Origin of the sequence: Brevibacillus sp. NPDC058079 (assembly GCF_042885155.1) — a bacterium.
In the GTDB taxonomy this organism is placed as follows: domain Bacteria; phylum Bacillota; class Bacilli; order Brevibacillales; family Brevibacillaceae; genus Brevibacillus.
Genome location: NZ_JBHVSO010000019.1, coordinates 1 through 16,820 on the forward strand (window position 1 = coordinate 1; position 16,820 = coordinate 16,820).

General features: G+C 49.9%; 13 protein-coding genes. 1 reads left to right on the top strand and 12 read right to left on the bottom strand.

The window, feature by feature from the left end:
• Positions 1-122 precede the first annotated feature (122 nt).
• From ACFVS2_RS31520 to ACFVS2_RS31535, 4 genes are all read right to left on the bottom strand, one after another.
• Positions 123-737, bottom strand: a complete 615-nt coding sequence (locus ACFVS2_RS31520; RefSeq protein WP_390240443.1) for a PH domain-containing protein — start codon at positions 735-737, stop codon at positions 123-125.
• Positions 738-815: 78 nt separating this feature from the next.
• Complete coding sequence (locus ACFVS2_RS31525; protein ID WP_390240445.1) at positions 816-1,163, bottom strand: DUF1801 domain-containing protein; 348 nt, start codon at positions 1,161-1,163, stop codon at positions 816-818.
• Positions 1,164-1,260: 97 nt separating this feature from the next.
• Positions 1,261-1,818 carry a nitroreductase family protein gene (locus ACFVS2_RS31530; protein ID WP_390240447.1) on the bottom strand — a complete coding sequence of 186 codons (558 nt, stop codon included), beginning with the start codon at positions 1,816-1,818 and terminating at the stop codon, positions 1,261-1,263.
• 81 nt (positions 1,819-1,899) lie between these two features.
• Positions 1,900-2,157: a hypothetical protein gene (locus ACFVS2_RS31535; protein ID WP_390240449.1), complete on the bottom strand. Its 258-nt coding sequence runs from the start codon at positions 2,155-2,157 to the stop codon at positions 1,900-1,902.
• A 70-nt stretch (positions 2,158-2,227) separates the two neighbouring features.
• Here ACFVS2_RS31535 and ACFVS2_RS31540 point away from each other — a divergent pair, with 70 nt between their 5' ends.
• The gene (locus ACFVS2_RS31540) at positions 2,228-2,608 is read left to right on the top strand and encodes a RidA family protein (protein WP_390240451.1); all 381 of its coding nucleotides are present in this window, start codon (positions 2,228-2,230) and stop codon (positions 2,606-2,608) included.
• A gap of 61 nt (positions 2,609-2,669) precedes the next feature.
• On the opposite strand, the gene ACFVS2_RS31545 is transcribed toward ACFVS2_RS31540, so the two are convergent.
• From ACFVS2_RS31545 to ACFVS2_RS31580, 8 genes are all read right to left on the bottom strand, one after another.
• Positions 2,670-5,195, bottom strand: coding sequence for an SEL1-like repeat protein (locus tag ACFVS2_RS31545; RefSeq protein WP_390240453.1), 2,526 nt, complete (start codon positions 5,193-5,195; stop codon positions 2,670-2,672).
• A 142-nt stretch (positions 5,196-5,337) separates the two neighbouring features.
• Positions 5,338-6,075 (bottom strand): PIG-L deacetylase family protein, encoded by a 738-nt coding sequence (locus ACFVS2_RS31550; RefSeq protein ID WP_390240455.1) that lies wholly within the window; start codon positions 6,073-6,075, stop codon positions 5,338-5,340.
• 10 nt (positions 6,076-6,085) lie between these two features.
• The gene (locus ACFVS2_RS31555; protein WP_390240457.1) at positions 6,086-7,102 is read right to left on the bottom strand and encodes an N-acetylglucosamine kinase; all 1,017 of its coding nucleotides are present in this window, start codon (positions 7,100-7,102) and stop codon (positions 6,086-6,088) included.
• Positions 7,102-8,610: an argininosuccinate lyase gene (argH, locus tag ACFVS2_RS31560; RefSeq protein ID WP_390240459.1), complete on the bottom strand. Its 1,509-nt coding sequence runs from the start codon at positions 8,608-8,610 to the stop codon at positions 7,102-7,104. The genes ACFVS2_RS31555 and argH overlap by 1 nt, the downstream gene beginning before the upstream one ends.
• A gap of 110 nt (positions 8,611-8,720) precedes the next feature.
• Entirely contained in the window at positions 8,721-11,252 is a 2,532-nt protein-coding gene (locus ACFVS2_RS31565) for an NEW3 domain-containing protein (protein WP_390240461.1), read from the bottom strand.
• 120 nt (positions 11,253-11,372) lie between these two features.
• Entirely contained in the window at positions 11,373-13,892 is a 2,520-nt protein-coding gene (locus ACFVS2_RS31570) for an NEW3 domain-containing protein (protein ID WP_390240547.1), read from the bottom strand.
• Between the two features lie 53 nt (positions 13,893-13,945).
• Positions 13,946-15,673: an ABC transporter permease gene (locus tag ACFVS2_RS31575; RefSeq protein WP_173618794.1), complete on the bottom strand. Its 1,728-nt coding sequence runs from the start codon at positions 15,671-15,673 to the stop codon at positions 13,946-13,948.
• 14 nt (positions 15,674-15,687) lie between these two features.
• Positions 15,688-16,764 (bottom strand): ABC transporter ATP-binding protein, encoded by a 1,077-nt coding sequence (locus tag ACFVS2_RS31580; RefSeq protein WP_390240463.1) that lies wholly within the window; start codon positions 16,762-16,764, stop codon positions 15,688-15,690.
• Positions 16,765-16,820: the final 56 nt, after the last annotated feature.

The following is a 16,820-nucleotide window of genomic DNA, read 5'->3' on the forward strand; positions in this document are numbered from 1 at the left end:
CCGGAAACGCTATCTTATTTTTGTCCTTCGGACCTAACTCCACACAAGTCTAATTTTGTCTTGAAACAAAAAGTAGTGTTTATCTACAACCTGAAGAGCCTCTTTTATGAGGCTCTTATTTTTTAGTTATGAATATATTTTTCAAAGACTTTCCCAAAGTCTTTCACGACATACTTGTATCGAACGTCTTCCAGCCAATCGAAGGTGTATTGGTTGATGGACTTGAATTGTGAAGCTACGTCTGCTTGCTGGCCTGTTACGCGGCCGAGTGTGCTTTGGGCGACGTGGAGGCTTTCTTTTGCATGCTGAAGCGCAAGTTCGTTATCGTGCATAATCGATGCGATCTTCACAAGTGCTTTGTAGAGGTCTTTTAGCTCCTCCAAATGCTTTTTGTTGACATCGATCGAATAGTGCTCATTGCCCATGGTGAACTTGATTTCTACATCCAAATCGACGGTTCCGGCTGTTTCCAGATACACGTCAGAGATCGGGTGTGTATGGTAGGAATAGCGGCGCAGCATGCGTTTTTTGCTGGTGGCACTCGTTCCATCCAAATGAACCAGCCCCAGATTGGTGAAGCAGTACTCATCGGACTTTGATTTGATCAAAAAATAAATTTTCTCATGGTCCTCGTGCATGATGTAATCATCAGCGTCCACCTTATCGTAATCCGCTGGTTTTACCACGATTCCCACATTGCTCAAACCAAGTGCATCTGCCGCAAGCTTTCCAAACATAATGAAACAGCTCCCCTCGATATGTACGGTCTAACCTTACCCATTTATACGTGGATGGAGGGACTTAGTTGCAAACAACTACTGTGCTTCACCCAATTTTTTGAATAGGCCTGCAAGAACTTCAAAATCAAATTCTTTTCCGTTCCGTATTTTGATGGACTTCCGGTCAGCATGATCAGACTTCTCAAAAAAACCAGCTGGAGCATCCAAATTCGCCGCTTGAAACAGCGTCACGTTAATCCAGTCCTTTGCCGGAAAATACACACATGCCTGCTTGCCCTGAATGGAATAAAAAGCTTGTTTATACTTCACCTGCTCTTCTACATTCGGGATGTTTTCATGGATGAGCTGACGAATCCGATTGCACACTTCTACCTGAGATCCATTGGTTATGTTTTGGATATAATCCGTTACTTGCTGATTCATCAATAGTCCTCCACTTCCAAAAAGTGATGGTGCTTCTTGACTTTATGATAATGGACAGATGTAATAGGAGGCTTCTTCTGGATTGCTATTCTATCGATTACAACCAGGTCGTCTTTTCTTCCGTTGCTACCCGACTCGTCTCAGGAGCATCTGCCTCGGGATAGCCAATGAATAGTGTACCCACGACCTTTTTATTTTCAGGCGATCCGAGGAATTGCAGCAAGCGCTCGTCGCGAACCAAGCCGATTCCTCTCGTGCGCCATACCATGCCCAGTCCCAGTTCCTTCGCTGCCAGCCACATAGAGTGAATCGCGCAGCAAACCGCGTATTCGTTATCCTCTGAGGATGCTTCATCCCCTGGAATCACATCAGCAGTCGCGACAATGACGAGTGGTGTTTTTTCTAGGACAGCTAAGGAATCCTGCACAAGATTCGGCTTGGTCGGAAAACGCTCCAGCAAAAATTCCTTCGCGATTTCCTCGAACCGCAGCTTTGCTTCTCCTCTGATCACATAAAAATGCCACGGCTGACGCAAGCGGTCGTTCGGGGCTAGCACTGCGCAATCTAACAGCGCCTGGATCTTCTCTGTTTCTACTTCTTTTGGAATATAGTTACGCACGGCTCTTCTGCTTTTGAGTGCCTCTCTTACGGACATGCTGGTTCCTCCTCGGTTGTACCATTTTCTTACTAATCCCAATCATTATATAAGAGGTTGTCATGATCGTATAGGTATCCATCAACGGGAATGAATCACCAAATGTGCTTGGTGTTCATCTTCTTTTGCCACGTAGATGTCATATTGCTTATTGTCTTCTTCTTGGGGAATCATCCCCATATCTCCCCCTAAATGACGAAGCGCATGAGAGTGAATACGTGTCCGAAAACGAATACCATGAGCCTCCAGTTTATATGCCGCACGCACGTATTCTTGATGACCAATCGCAGTGTGGATCAAGCACTTGTACTTGGAAAAAAGAGTGAGAAAAAAATTCATAAACCGCTCCACTCCCCTTCTTTTTTGTAGTATATTCCAATTATTGCGGAGATGAGAGGAGCTTTCTATTATGAATCGAAAGAAAATATTCACAGGTTCACCTTGGGAGCCTGTCGTGGGCTATTGCCGTGCAATCCGAATAGGAGACCGGATTGAAGTGGCTGGCACCACTGCTATGAAGGACGGAGAAGTCGTTGGTGAAGGCGATGCCTATGAACAAACAAGGTTTATCCTTGAGACGATTGAAAAAGCATTGCGAGAATTAGATGCTGATTTGTCTCATGTGGTCAGAACGCGGATGTTTGTAACGGATATCAGCAAGTGGGAAGAGATCGGAAAAGCACATGGGGAGTTTTTCCGCGAGATTCAGCCTGTCGCTACGATGGTTGAGGTCAAGGCACTGATTGACCCGCGTCTTCTCGTTGAAATTGAAGTGGAAGCTATTGTTTAGCATGCTGGTTAGTTGGAAGCGGACCGACGACTTTTTCTGTCGATCCGCTTTTTTGCTTTTTCTACGATTGTGTAAGCTCCTCAGGGATATCAAGACCTGCCTTTTCCGCTTCTTCGATGTGCTTTTTCGCCAGGAGCTCGTCCGCAAATTGTGCTTCGTTCCTATAAATCCTTGCCAGCTCGAGATGCGCATGCGGGTAGTCTCTTTCCAAAGCAGCGTGAAAATAAGTGATGGCGGCGTCGATATTTTTGGCTGTGCCGTAGCCATTATAGTAGAAGATCCCTAAATTATAGGCACTGATATCGCCGCCTGCTACATAATCTTGGTGATAATAATGCAGCGCCTTTTCGTAGTTTCCTTTTGAATCGTGCAGGTAGCCAAGCCAATCATAAACCGGCGAGCCCAATAACTCCCCCTGTTCATAATGCCAGAGAGCCTTGTCCAAATCTTGCGGCACCAGTTCCCCGTTATAATAGATGGCACCAAGATTGTTGTGAGCCAGCGCATGACCGTGTTCTGCCGCCTTGCCCATCCAGTACATTGCCTGATCGGCATCAGGCTCCGTGCCTATCCCGTGTCGATAGCAGCAGCCCAAACCGTTCATAGCGTGGTGGTTGCCTGCCGTCGCCCCTACTTCGTACCAGTAAAAAGCTTTATCAGCATCCTCGAATCCTTCTAGACTGTAATACATATGGGCAAGGTTGTTCATGGATGGGGGATAGCCCTTTTTAGCAGCAAGCGTATCGTACAGAATGGCTTTCTCATAATCCCCTGCTTCATATGCTTCCATGCCCAGGTTGTACAACGTTTCTACTGGCATGTACTGATCTACGCTGTCAACATCGGATTGCTCCCCTTTGGCATAGGCCAGCAGTCGCTTGCGAACCTCGGCATCAAAATAATAGCTGTAATAACGATCTTCTACATCCTCCAGAACGAGCGTTTTCTCTGCCCTCGACAGCCCGTACTCGCTTACTAAATAAACGTCGTGACCCTTGAAGGCATAAGCAAAACCCCCGACAAATGCCTTTTTCACCACCAGATCGAATTCAAAATCACTCCATCGCTTTTCCGGAGATAAGGCAATGCTCCATAATCCATTTTTCTTCAAAGCATGCGCATCCTTATGCAGCCGAAAAATATTCTCATAATCGTCTAAGGGGAATAACCATGCTGGCTGATCGGCATCTCCATAAAAAACGCCTAGCTTTCCATCTTTTTTCGCCAGCACCTGATTTCCCTGCCTTGCCTCCGTATAAACCTGCAAATCAATCAGTTCATCGTATTCGTACGGCAACAGAAGGCTCTCCTGCTGTTTGCCATAAGCAGCGTACTTCTTCCCCTTGCGTAGGACGAGCAAATTCGGAAAATGGGTTTGCCGATTCAGTTTATCGAAGCCGGATGCGCCGACAGTACCATCTTTTTTGTACAAGGTGCTATGACTTGTATCCTTGTGTGGTTTGATGAGGATAAGCCCTGCGTCAATCTGTTCTACCGCCGTCAGAGGGAATTCTCCGACGTATTTCCAATATTCGTTAAAGATTTTCTGATTTTTCCTGCCTTTGACCGCCGTATGGTAAAAGCCGTCCCCACACTTGAAAGCTTCTTCATGCTCAAAATCTATCGTTACTGAACCAGCTTCCCCCAGCACGCCCCATTTTCCGTCTTTCTTTGCCGTATAAAACCCTTGGTAATCGAGCGGTTCCAATTCTTCATAGTGGGTAGGGACAATTATTTTGCCTTCCAGATTGATCAGACCATATCGACCGTTTCGTTTGACAATGGCACCAACAGAGCCGTATTCAAAATCGTAGGCATCTTCCCACTCCAACGGAATGACGATTCTCCCGGATTTATGTACATAGCCATATTTGCCATCTCTAGAGACTACGGCGAGATCTTCGGAAGCGAAATCGTAAAAGGCATCGTACTGAGGGGCGAGCAATACGTTTCCCTCTGCATCCTTGAGACCAAGCAAGCCAGCTTCCTCAAAAATCTCCACGTCGGGATGTTCTTCATAAGGCTGCCAGATGTGTCCCCAGCCGTATTGGTAGTCCTCATAATTGAGCAGCTCGGCAAATGAACGAAAGCCCGGGTTCACGTCCATCAATTCGGAGTAGTTCAGCAGCAAGATGTCATCGTTGTCCATTGCCTTGGTTATGATCTCGTTGTTATGGGCAATATTGGCGCGCAAAGTTTCCGCCTGCTCGTCATGAGGAATATCATCCATATTGAATACGTCCCAGGCATCGATGTGAAAATACGGAAGCTTTCGTTTTTCCAGATAGCTGAGAAGCTGATTTCTCGCTTCCAAAAATGCTTCTTTGTTTTGGATTAACCCTTCCTGTCTCTCTAGGAAATCGTAAAATCGCTTCACATTTTCGATGCCTGACTGCGCATCGTAATAGAGTCCGGAATTGTCCGGTTCGGTATGGTTGTTGTAATTGTTGCCGGCGATCGAACCACCTTCTATGAAAAGCGGTTGCAAGAGTAGAGGGACCTCATAGCCCCATTCCACCATCATCGTGTCATTGTCTTGTGCTTGAGAAGGTTCACTGACGTTATATACATAGACTCTGTGTGACATGTCTTCTCTCCCTTTGATTTCCAATTGCACTTGATCACATTGTAAGCAAATCTAGTAGGACAAAACAATCCGACTGATGGGCTATCCAATGAAAAAGGCTGACCAGCAAAAATATGCTGGTCAGCCCTTTCTACTTTATATCCTACAACTCAATGACAGGAATACTCCCACCCACACTAACGGGCTCGATTGCCTTGCCCGCTGACCGCACCAAAGTATAGTACTCATAGCAGCCAATGACACCAAAGTCCCCATCGATAACACCCGGATAAGCGCGATTCACGGAATACTCCTGACTTAAGTGAGCCTTCAGCGCCTCTCCTTTTTGCATCCGATAGCCCGATATATCGATCTTGCCTGTAATCGGAACCGCTGGCTTTGGACCATGATCGGGGCAATGATCGTAGTAGTGCGGGATCGAAACATAGTATAGATCAGGATATTCTGCCGGAGTCATGCTCGCTTCCGCTTGTTCGACCGCTCGCGTCGTTGCCTCGCACGTGACGATATGATCGGGATGACCCGTTACCCCGTCCGGCGGAAACGTAACGACGACATTGGGCTTCCATTCTTCTATCGCTTCCCGAATCTTACCCACTAGCTCATCCAGATCGGCATTTTGCAAGGAACCATCCGCGTACCGGAACAAGTCGAGACGACTGATTCCGAGCACTTCCGCTGCTGTTTTCAGCTCTATTTCTCGATGTTTTGCCAGCTTTTCTCGACAATCGATATCGAATGGACCGCTGCGTCCTTTGCAGCCGGAGGTAATGCACAAATAACACGTTTCATGTCCGGCGTCCTTGCACTTTGCCAACGTTCCCCCGCAGGCAAAAGACTCATCGTCCGGATGGGGAAAGACAACCATTACTTTTTTCATTACTGGCACCTCACTTGCCGCTCGATTGGCGTTCTAAATAAGCCAATCCTTTTGCTATGACACCGTAAATCGGATCGTTTTGCGCATTTTCGATGACGACTTGCGATGCGTACTCTCGGACGCGCTCTACGACAATTTCTCGCACGCGATCATCGTTTTGCAAAACGCCTCCCTGCATGATCATCTGAAACGGCTTGGCTTTCATTTGCAACGTATCTATGACAGCCCGAGCAGCATCGAAGAGCTCTTCGCCTGCGACCTGCAAAATAGCTACTGCCACTTTATCTCCGGCAAGTGCCGCCTGGCTGACCAACGGCGACAGCTCTCCTACCTTCTCTACGGAATAATGCTCACTGTACGTCCAGTTAAACAATTCATCTACGCGTCCCAGTCCAACGTGCGGGAGGAGCAGCTCCTTCAATATGGTCGGCTCGCCGCGGCCATCCGCTGCTTTTAATACAGCCATAATCGCTTGCTTGCCGATCCAGTAGCCACTGCCCTCGTCACCGACCCGATGCCCCCAGCCTCCTGCTCGCGCCGTTTCCTGTTCATCGTTTACACCAAAGGCAATCGAGCCTGTGCCTGCGATGACCAAAATGCCGGGGTTGCCTCCGGTCGCACCGAGCAATGCCGCAAACCCGTCGTTTTCCACAATCAGCTGCTGGACGCGAATACCAAGCTGGTGCAGTACCTTGCTCACCATACGCGAGATTACCTGTCGATCATACTCCGTGTCCAGGCCAGCGATCCCGAACACCGCGCACTCAATTTCCCATTCGATTGGTCCAGCCAGTGTCGAAGTGCCGCTCATAAAGGGGGCAACTGTTTGACGAGCGATCGCATCGTCCAGAGCTTGGCTGATCGCTGCAACCAACTCACGAGCTGCCGCTTCCTCCCCGATCCCTTGATAATTGCATGAACCGGAGCGTCCTGCACCGATTTCATTTCTGGAGCGGTCCACCAGTACCGCCAGACACTTGGTGCCCCCTCCGTCCACTGCCAGAAGAGGTATTCGCACCACTGCCATTACCCCACACTCCATTCAGCTGTCATCTGATCAAGCCCTTTCATCACATTCGCAATCTCCTGCTTTTTCTGTGCCAGCCATTCTGTTTCCTGCTGGAGAACAGCTTGGCGAACAGCGATCATGCGCTTCATTTCCTCTGGATTTGGTCCACCAGGAAGCTTGCGGATCATTACGAAATGAACAGGGTCAAGCGCCAGTCTGAGCTCTTCTGCTGTGAGCGACAGCTCTCTCCCGATTACTTCCATGGCTGCACGGTTTACCAGCTCCAAGCTGATTTGGTTCGCAGCGAGTTGCTCGCTCATCGCTTCTTTTACCACACGACTCACGATGTGATGAGATTTGCGGAACGAAAGCTGATCCGTGCGCACCAAAGTATCCGCCAGCTCTGTAACGGTCGCAAAGCTGCCCTTTGCCCGCTCCAAGAGGACATCCTTGTTCACTTCCATCGTACCCACAACACTCGCCATCAAGCGATACATCTGCTCGAGTACGCCCATACTCCGCCAGGCGTATGGCTGCATGTCATCCTCGGTATCCACGATATCGCCAAAAGGCGTATTGTGCATCATCGTAAGCACTGTCGTCGCATTTCCTGCTGCACTGGACAACAGAGAGCGCATATGTTCAAAGGAAACCGGATTGCGCTTTTGCGGCATGATGGAGCTAATCTGCACGTACGGACTCGCGACTTTTAACCCCGCGAACTCTTGTGTGCACCACAGCAGCATATCTTGAACCGTACGCCCCAAATTAATGGCTGCCAATTGTACAGATGTCGCTACTTCCCCCAAATAATCCGCGCCGCAGACTGCATCATAGGAATTTTCCACCAGCTCATCAAATCCGAGCAATTCGCGCATCCGCTCCCGGCTGATCGCAAAACCAGAAGTCGTCAAGGCCGCTGCCCCCATCGGTGAGCGATTGACTGTGTGATAGGCTTGGATCAGTCGCTTGATATCACGGCTGAGCATGTCAGTAGCCGCCATGATGTAATGCGCCATTGTCGTCGGCTGTGCCTGCTGGGTGTGCGTGTAGCCAATCATAATCGTATCCACATGCTCATTTGCAAAGAGGAGCAAATGCTCTTTCAGATAGAGGGCAGAAGCCAAGGTCACCAATAATTTTTCACGCAGCACCATGCGGTATATGGTAATCCCCATGTCGTTGCGGCTGCGAGCCAGATGCAGATTTCCTGCCACATCAGGAGCCAGTTCCAGCAAACGGCTCTCTACCTGAAAGAACAAATCTTCAAACTGCCCGGTGTAATGCGATTGGCGCAGCTCTTCCATTTCGATCCCACACAGTGCACCAGCAATTCTTTTGGCCTCATCGTCTGTGAGCAATTCTTGTTCACGAAGCATGATCAAATGTGCCTTGTTGATCGCCATCATTGGATGCAGCAGATGGTGCTTCGCTTCGTTAAATGCAGGCTCCAAAACCGCCTCCACGTATGTCTTGCCAGGGAAACTGGCTCCCTCCTGTTGAAAAATCCGATCTCTGTAATTCATCTTTCTTGCATCTCCTTCCCTACCCATTCGTAAACTGCTTCTATTTTTGCGTCTGATCTTCTTTTAGGAGGGAGGCGACCGCCGAACGATCGCCTTCCCTTCTATTATGATTACTGCTGTGGGCTGATCATGTTGACAAACAATCGGATCGCACCCGGTACGAGTGACGGAATTTCGCGATACCACACGAGCGAGCTGTAGGTGTACGTTCCTTTTCCATACTTGGCAGTGAGGTACGTACCCGTAAATTCCTTCTCGCCTTCGTCTCCATTGGAGATTAGCTCTGTGTATTCCTTGCCCCACTCGGATGGATTGTAAGCGGAACGATCCTGAATCCAGTTGTCCCAATCTTCCTCCGTGATTTTGTTTGGCGAATGGAATAATGCATGATCAGGCGCCAGTACTGTTACTTTGGAGTTTTCGTCTGTGACACGCCATTGAATCAGCGGAGCACCGATTTTGATCGGATAAGGAGCCAGCTCTGGCTTCCATTTATCCTCTGGCTTGTGGTATTGCACGACCAGATTTCCGCCGTTTTCTACGTATTTCAGTAAGCGGGCATTTGAAGGAATCAACTCAGGTCGGAAACCATAAGCGCGAATGCCCAGCACGATCGTATCGTATTGATCCAGATCGCCAGACTCGATGTCTTTTGCCGACAGATTGGTCACATTGACTCCCAATTGGGACAAATACTGATCGATATTGTCAAAGCCACTGGATACGTAACCGACCTTCAAGCCTTCCGGGACCTTCAGGTCAAAAGCCTGGATCGTAAGCGTTGCTGGTTGGACAAAGTAAGTCGTGCCAATATGCGGATAACGGATGACTTGGGCTCCATGTCGGCTCTCTTTACCACTGCCAGACGCTACTGCTGTCACCGTATACTTATCCGGTTGGACCGAAGCATCTGCTTTGACCGTAAAGGCAACCGACTTCGTTTCTCCCTTGGCCTCAAAGGCGAGCGCTGTTGCTTGTGGTTCTACGCTCCAGCCTTTTGGTACATCGAGAGAGATGTTGGTTTTCGCTGCACCTGGATTGTAGTTTTTCACCGTAACCTTGACCGGGATTGGCTCCTCTGGCTTCTGCGTATTCAAAACCGTCGCATTTGGACTCAGCACCATAGAAAAAGATGGAAGAACTGCAATGGCATCTGCTGGTGTCACATGGCTATTCGCCGTCGAGCCTGCAAAGTTGTAGCTGACGTCTGCCGTAATGGCTGGAGCGGCATACGGTTGGAACAGAGCGGCATCAGAAGGAACTGTGACAACAAATGTCGTTTTCACCGTCTGATTGTAGCCGAGCGATGAGAAGCTGGTGGTCGATTGCGGCTTGGCTTGCCAGCCTTTTGGTACATTCAGCGCGAGATTGATCTTCCCGACTTTTGCTTGGCCGCCGTTGTAAGCCGTAACCGTTACTTTCGTTGTTTGGCCAGCTACCAGCTCAGTTGTCTCAGGCTTTACTTTGGTTACGAGCGAGAGCGCTTCGGCACTCGCTTTGTTCAGCTGAGATTTCTTCACTCCCAAACGATGGCGCAAGTCTGTTTTCGTGTCAGCGGGCAAGGAGGATGATTCAACTGCTGCCGTCGTTTTTTCCACATCCGCCAGCATTTCATGCGCTTCCTTGGCTACTGAGGCAAAGCTTGGGTACGCAGCAATGACCTCTGCGGCATCCTTTTGCAGCTTTTTCAGTTCACTCGCGACTTTTCCCCCGCCAGACTGGCTGGCCACTTCTTTGGCTAAATCGTCAAATGAATAGGCAATTCCCCCAAAAAAGTCTGCCTCTTTGTCTTTTGTCTCTACGATGGCTTGATCGAGCTTGTAATAATTGAAGCTTGGCCCTTCGTCATAGTGACGTCCCATGCCCTGGCTCTTGTGCATGAAACGGGATTCTTCGCCGAGTTGGACGTAAGAGGCACCATAAATTTCGTCATAGTCGCCAACAGGCACCTTGACCGAGTAATCCTGTTCCTTTGCAGGCAAATACAGCTTCTTCACCTGCCAAGGAGCCAATCCTTCCTTTGCATGCTGTGGAAAAACGTTTGGATCTGCGGCATCCTTGAATGCCCGTACCGTAATGACATTAATCGCGCGATGATGACCGTGAGTCGAAGGTTCGTTCAAAAATGCGGGAATCACGACATCGGGTCTCAGTGTCCGGATACGGCGGATGAGCTTTTCATACGCGACATCCTCGCCCCATTTTTGCAGGGTTTCATCCGGGCTTTTGGAAAAGCCGAAGTCAAAAATAGGGTCATCGATTTTTTCACTGAGGTTCTCCAGATGGATGTTCGTGATTTTGGAAGCTTCCTGCAATTCGCGGGTACGAATGATCCCCAGCGCATTACCTAGCTCGCTGCCTATCTCGTTCTGTCCTCCCTCGCCTCGGTTCGCAATGACACTGGATGTGTCCACCCCTTTGCCTAGCGACAAATACGCGAGCATTGAACTGTGCTCATCGTCCGGATGTGCTCCGGTGTTCATCGCACTGGCAATCGTGGTGAGCGGCTTGATGGCCTTCCACAGGTCGACAACCCCGCGGTCAGCATGGGCCGTCTCGGGTGCTACCGGCATAATCAGACTCGTGGCCAGCACCGCTGCAGTCGTAATCGTGTACAGCTTGGCAAGTTTCCCCTTACTCAATGAACGTTCCTCCATTCCATTTTCAGATTGATGTCTATATCAATCATGGCGGTCTGTACGTCTGCATTTCATTGATGTAGCCATGGATCGACCCACGGTTGGCCCGGAGTGGATGGGGCATTACTGCTTCTGACTGATCATGTTGACGAACAAGCGAAAAGCGCCAGGGACTAGCTGTGGAATCTCGCGGAACCAGGCAAGCGAGCTGTATGTGTACGTCCCTTTTCCATAGTGCGCCGTGAGGAAAATGCCGCGGAACTCCGGTTCTCCCGGATCACTTGTCGCAATCAGCTCGGTATACTCGCTCCCCCAGCGAGAAGGATTATAAATGGAGCGCTCCTGCACCCATCCATCCCAGTCTGCTTGGGTAATCACGTTTGGCTCCTGGAACATCGGATGGTCAGGGGCCAGCATACGGACGTCTGATTGCTCATTGGTCACCCGCCAATCGATCAGCGATTCGCCGATAAAAATAGGGTAAGGTGCCAAGTGCGGCTTCCATTTGTCCTCCGGCTTGTGATATTGAACGACGAGATTTCCGCCGTTTTCTACATAATGCAAAAGACGCTGGTTGCTCTCAATTAATTCGCGGCGGAATCCGTATGCGCGAATACCGAGAACAATCGTGTCGTAGCGGGACAAATCGCCCGATTGTATTTCGTTTGCGTCCAGATTGAGGCAATTCACCCCAACCGCGCGTAAGTATTTATCCATATTGTCAAAGCCGCTGGATACGTAGCCGATCCGTTGATTTTTCGGGATGGCCAAGTCAAAGGCTTGAACAGTCAGCGTAGCGGGCCGGATGAAATACGTGCGACCGACATGCGGATATTCTATGACCTGCACATCTTGCGCGATCTCTGTCACACCGTCTGTCCCCGTTACCGTAGCGCTAATCTGATATTTGCCATTCGTCACCTGCGGCGTGGTATGAACAGTAAAAGCGATCGTTTTCGTCTCGCTGCGGAAAGAAAACGGAACATCGACAAAGGCTGGCTCCGCTGTCCAGCCTGCCGGGACAACGAGAGCGACCTTGGCTGTAGAGCTTCCCGGACGGTATTGTTTCAGTGTTACCTTAACCGGGATCGTCTCATCCGTATGCAGCGTGTTTCGCACCACATCTGACGGGGTTAGCGTCACGGCATACGGCGGAAGCACAGCTACACGGCTATCCGGCTCGACGCGAATCGTACTGGCTGTCTCGAAGGCGAAATAGAGCACCTCGACATCGAGCACGGGCGGCTTGTAAGGATGAAACAGCTCCGTCTGTGCAGGAATCGATACTTCAAATACAGTGCACACCGTCTGATTGTAAGCAAGTCGCGGAAACGCAGTTGGCGTGAGCGGTTTCGCCGTCCATCCAGCGGGAACACGCATACGCAGCTGCACATGCTCAACCTCAAGCGAGCCGCCGTTGTAAGCCGTTACGGTAACGGTTGTCGTCTGGCCTGCCACCCACTCGCCCGTCTCCGGCTTGATTTTCACCACCAAAGACAGAGCCTCCGCACTGGCACGGTTGAGCTGCGCTTCCTTGAGTCCTAGCCGATACATCAAATCAATCTTTGTTTCTTCATCGAGTGGGGCCTTGCGTACTTCTTGTTGTGCAATCGCAAGCAAAGCCTTCATGCGGTTAACCCTTTGTGCCACCTCAGCAAAACGCGGGTAGGCATTCAATACATCTGTAGCCGCATCGTGCATACGGTGAAGCCCTTCGGCGAGTTCTTGCCCGCCTTTTGCAGCGATGCTCTGCGCCAGATCAGCAAAACTGACGGGCAGTCCGGAAAAAAAGTCGCGCTCTTTTTCCGGTGCCGGAGAAACAGAAGCATCCAATCGGTAGTAATTGTAGGTCGGGCCTTCGTCGTAATGAACACCCATGCCCTGTGTCTTATGCATAAACCTCGATCGCTCACCAAGCTGAACATAGGATGAGCCGTAGATTTGGTCATATTCCCCCACGGGTACAGCAACGTGATAATCATCGTTGTCCATGATAGGCAAATACAGCTTTTTCATTTGCCACGGCAAAAGTCCAGCCTGCCTATGCTCCGGAAAGATCTGTGGATCGGCTGCTTCGTGGAAAGCTCGCTGTGTCAGTAATGTAATCGCCCGGTGATGTCCGTGTGTCGTCGGTTCATTTTCAAAGCAAGCAATGACGACATCGGGGCGCAGCTCCCTGATTTTTCGAATCAATCGCTCGTACACGACCTCTTCGCCCCATTTGCGGAAGGTTTCTTCGGCGCATTTGGAGAACCCGAAATCATGGATGGGATCATCCAGCTCTTCGCTTAAGATGCCAAGCGTCACATTGCCAAGAGATGATGCTTCTTCCAGCTCACGCGTGCGGATAATCCCAAGCGCGGTACCTTGCTCGCAGCCGATTTCGTTTTGGCCGCCTTCCCCTCTCGTCGCGATCACACTCGTGGTATACACGCCTCTCCCCAGCGCCAAGTAAGCGAGCATAGCACTGTGCTCATCGTCTGGATGGGCACCTGTGTTCATGGCACTGGCAATGGTAGCGAGCGGCTTAATCGCTTTCCATAGATCGAGCAGTCCGTGTTCCCCCTGCATGGTGCGAACAGATACAGGAATTGGCGGGCAGGGCAGTTTAGTCGGCTGTACCATCGGTGATTTCTTGTCCATCGATTCACTGACATCCACGAGAAGCTCCTCCTTTTTCAGCAAGGCATCCAGCTTTACACGGCAGTTCCCGCTTTATCTCCGGTCAGTTTTCTGGAGATGAACAACACGATGATGATGACCACGATTTGCAAGACTCCATAGGCGCAAGCGGTGCCAAATTCATTACTGTACATGCGTTGGAATACAGCGACAGACAATGGTGTTGTCTTCGGTGTGAAGATCAGAATCGAAGCTACGAACTCCCCGATACACTGAACGAATGCCAAAAGCGTACCTGCGAGAATTCCACCCCAAGCCATCGGGAACACGACACGTCTGAAGCTGTACCACCAAGAAGCACCAAGATTCCGCGCAGCCTCCTCGACAGATGGGTCCATCTGCATCAAAGTCGCATTGGTAGAGCGAAACACAAGTGGTAGATGTCGGACAAAATACGCCAACGGGATAATCCAGAATGTTCCGATCAAAACCTGACCAAAGCTGAATGCATTCGGCTCACTGAACGCTGCAATCAGGTTGATCGCCACAACTGTCCCTGGCAAGGCCCATGGCAGCATGATCAACACATCAAGAAGCGTTTTCCCGCGAAACTTGAGGCGAACCATGGCATATGCCGCAGCTACACCGAAAATGACGATCCCGATTACCGCGATAGCAGACAACTGCAAGCTGTTGAGAATCGGACGCCATGTCTTGCTATCTGTGAACAAATCCATGTAATGCGAAAGGGTATACTCCGGAGGTAATATTTGCACCGTCCAGGTACCATCCACCGAGAAGGAGATGAGTACCAATACGAGAATTGGCAGCATCAGAATGACTGTACCGATAAAAGACAGCACAATCGTGGTGTAGCGTCCTGCTTTGCTCTTGATCTCGGTACGATGCACGCTGACCCCTTTGCTCAAGTTCTGGTAATTGCGCGCACCTTGGTACCAACGCATGATCAAAAGAAAAGCCACGGAAACAATCGAAAGAATCGTAGACTGCGTCGCAGCCATGTCCAAATCTCCATTGGTGCGAGACAGATAGATTTGCATCGTCATCGTCCGGTCAATTCCGAAAATGAGTGGCGCCGTATAAGAAGCCATCGAAATCATGAAAACCAACAGAGAAGACGCGACCATGGCTGGCGTGAGCATCGGCAAAATAATGCGCCGCCAAACGGTAAAGCGATTCGCTCCAAGACTGGCTGCCGCCTCTTCCAAGGACGGGTCGAGTCCCTTGATTGCTGCTGTTGCGGTCATGAAGAAATAGGTGTACATCGTAAACGTATGAACGACGACCACACCCCAAATTCCTTTTAACGAGAAAGGAACCTGGGCAAGCCCGAACAGCTCTTTGATCGCTCGTGGAATGATTCCGCTTTCTCCGTACAAAAAGGTAAACGAGAGAACACCAATGAGTGGAGGCAACGCCATCGGAACCAAAGCCAGCACAGAAAGTATTTTTCGTCCAGGAAAATCATAGCGTTCCAATAAAAACGCCATCGCGACGCCAACAATTCCGCACGTAATAACACTCAAAACCGATATGTAGACACTGTTCCACAACGCTTCCAGGTTGGCGGTATGCTCTAGGCTGAAGAAGCGAATGTAGTTTTTCCACGTAATTTCCTCATCGATCTTGATACTCGCAACGAATGTTTCGAACAATGGATAAACGACATAAGCCAACAATATTAAAAAGAGTGGCGATACCAGCACGTAGACGAAGGCGGGTGAAGCGGTGATGGACTTTCGTCTGGCTGCTGTCGGCGCTTGCTGCAACTCTGCTCTCAAAAGCTTCTTCCCCCTTATCCGGCAAAATAAATGCTCTCTTTCGGTATATGTAGGCCGATGGCATCGCCGCGCTGTTTAATCGGTCGTCCCAGGTTGATGGACATGCTGCGCAGGCTCTCCGTTCCTACTTCCGTGACGTAATTGACACACGCCCCTGTAAATTCAGACATGACAACAGAGCCTGTCACTACATTTTGTCCCTCATTGCCTGTACTCTCCAGAACGGATTCAGGACGAATGGACATGGTTACTTTCTCCCCAATTGACAGCTGTGCACGTGGTGAGGCATTTTTCTTAAATCCGCTGAGCATTTGTCCAGAAGCCGTGCGAACCAGCACTTCATCGCCATCAAACCCTGCAACTGTCCCTTCCCACAGATTCGTCTCGCCGATAAAAGAAGCGACAAAACGGTTTACAGGACGATGGTAAATCTCATGCGGTGTGCCGATCTGCTGCACTTCACCGCTCTGCATAACCATGATCCGATCTGACATGGACATCGCTTCTGCCTGATCGTGTGTAACGTAAATCGTCGTAATCCCCAACTCCAACTGGAGTCTCTTGATCTCGAAGCGTGTCTCTTCTCGAAGCTTCGCATCCAGATTGGACAGCGGCTCATCCAACAGCAGAATCTGCGGCTCGATGACCAGCGCCCGTGCCAGTGCTACCCGTTGCTGTTGTCCCCCGGAAAGCTGATCAATGCGGCGTTCGCCATAGCCTTCCAGACGCACCAGCTTCATGATCCGTTCTACGCGCTCTTTGGCATCGGTTTTGTTCACTTTCCGAACCTGCAAGCCAAACGCGATATTTTCAAAAACAGTCATGTGCGGGAACAACGCGTAATTTTGGAATACCATCCCGGTATTGCGCTTATGGGGAGGAAGAGATGTAACCTCCTGTGATCCAAAGCGGATATGGCCATCCGTTGGATAATAAAAGCCGGCAATCATGCGCAGGGTAGTCGTTTTGCCGCAGCCACTCGGACCGAGAAAAGTAAAAAACTCTCCTGATTCGATATGAATGTGAACATCTTCGACCCCTTTTGCTTGGCCAAACCTTTTGTGAACGTGATCAAGTGTTACGCTGCTCATCGGGTTGTGTTTCCTCCTTCATCGCAAGTCATTTCAAGCTGCGTCCGTTTCCAAAC

Coding starts and splice junctions, on each gene's coding strand:
- ACFVS2_RS31520 (WP_390240443.1), bottom strand. CDS start 737: ATGTTTGGAAAGCTTGCGGCAGATGCACTTGGTTTGAGCAATGTGGGA.
- ACFVS2_RS31525 (WP_390240445.1), bottom strand. CDS start 1,163: ATGAATCAGCAAGTAACGGATTATATCCAAAACATAACCAATGGATCT.
- ACFVS2_RS31530 (WP_390240447.1), bottom strand. CDS start 1,818: ATGTCCGTAAGAGAGGCACTCAAAAGCAGAAGAGCCGTGCGTAACTAT.
- ACFVS2_RS31535 (WP_390240449.1), bottom strand. CDS start 2,157: ATGAATTTTTTTCTCACTCTTTTTTCCAAGTACAAGTGCTTGATCCAC.
- ACFVS2_RS31540 (WP_390240451.1), top strand. CDS start 2,228: ATGAATCGAAAGAAAATATTCACAGGTTCACCTTGGGAGCCTGTCGTG.
- ACFVS2_RS31545 (WP_390240453.1), bottom strand. CDS start 5,195: ATGTCACACAGAGTCTATGTATATAACGTCAGTGAACCTTCTCAAGCA.
- ACFVS2_RS31550 (WP_390240455.1), bottom strand. CDS start 6,075: ATGAAAAAAGTAATGGTTGTCTTTCCCCATCCGGACGATGAGTCTTTT.
- ACFVS2_RS31555 (WP_390240457.1), bottom strand. CDS start 7,102: ATGGCAGTGGTGCGAATACCTCTTCTGGCAGTGGACGGAGGGGGCACC.
- argH (WP_390240459.1), bottom strand. CDS start 8,610: ATGAATTACAGAGATCGGATTTTTCAACAGGAGGGAGCCAGTTTCCCT.
- ACFVS2_RS31570 (WP_390240547.1), bottom strand. CDS start 13,892: ATGGACAAGAAATCACCGATGGTACAGCCGACTAAACTGCCCTGCCCG.
- ACFVS2_RS31580 (WP_390240463.1), bottom strand. CDS start 16,764: ATGAGCAGCGTAACACTTGATCACGTTCACAAAAGGTTTGGCCAAGCA.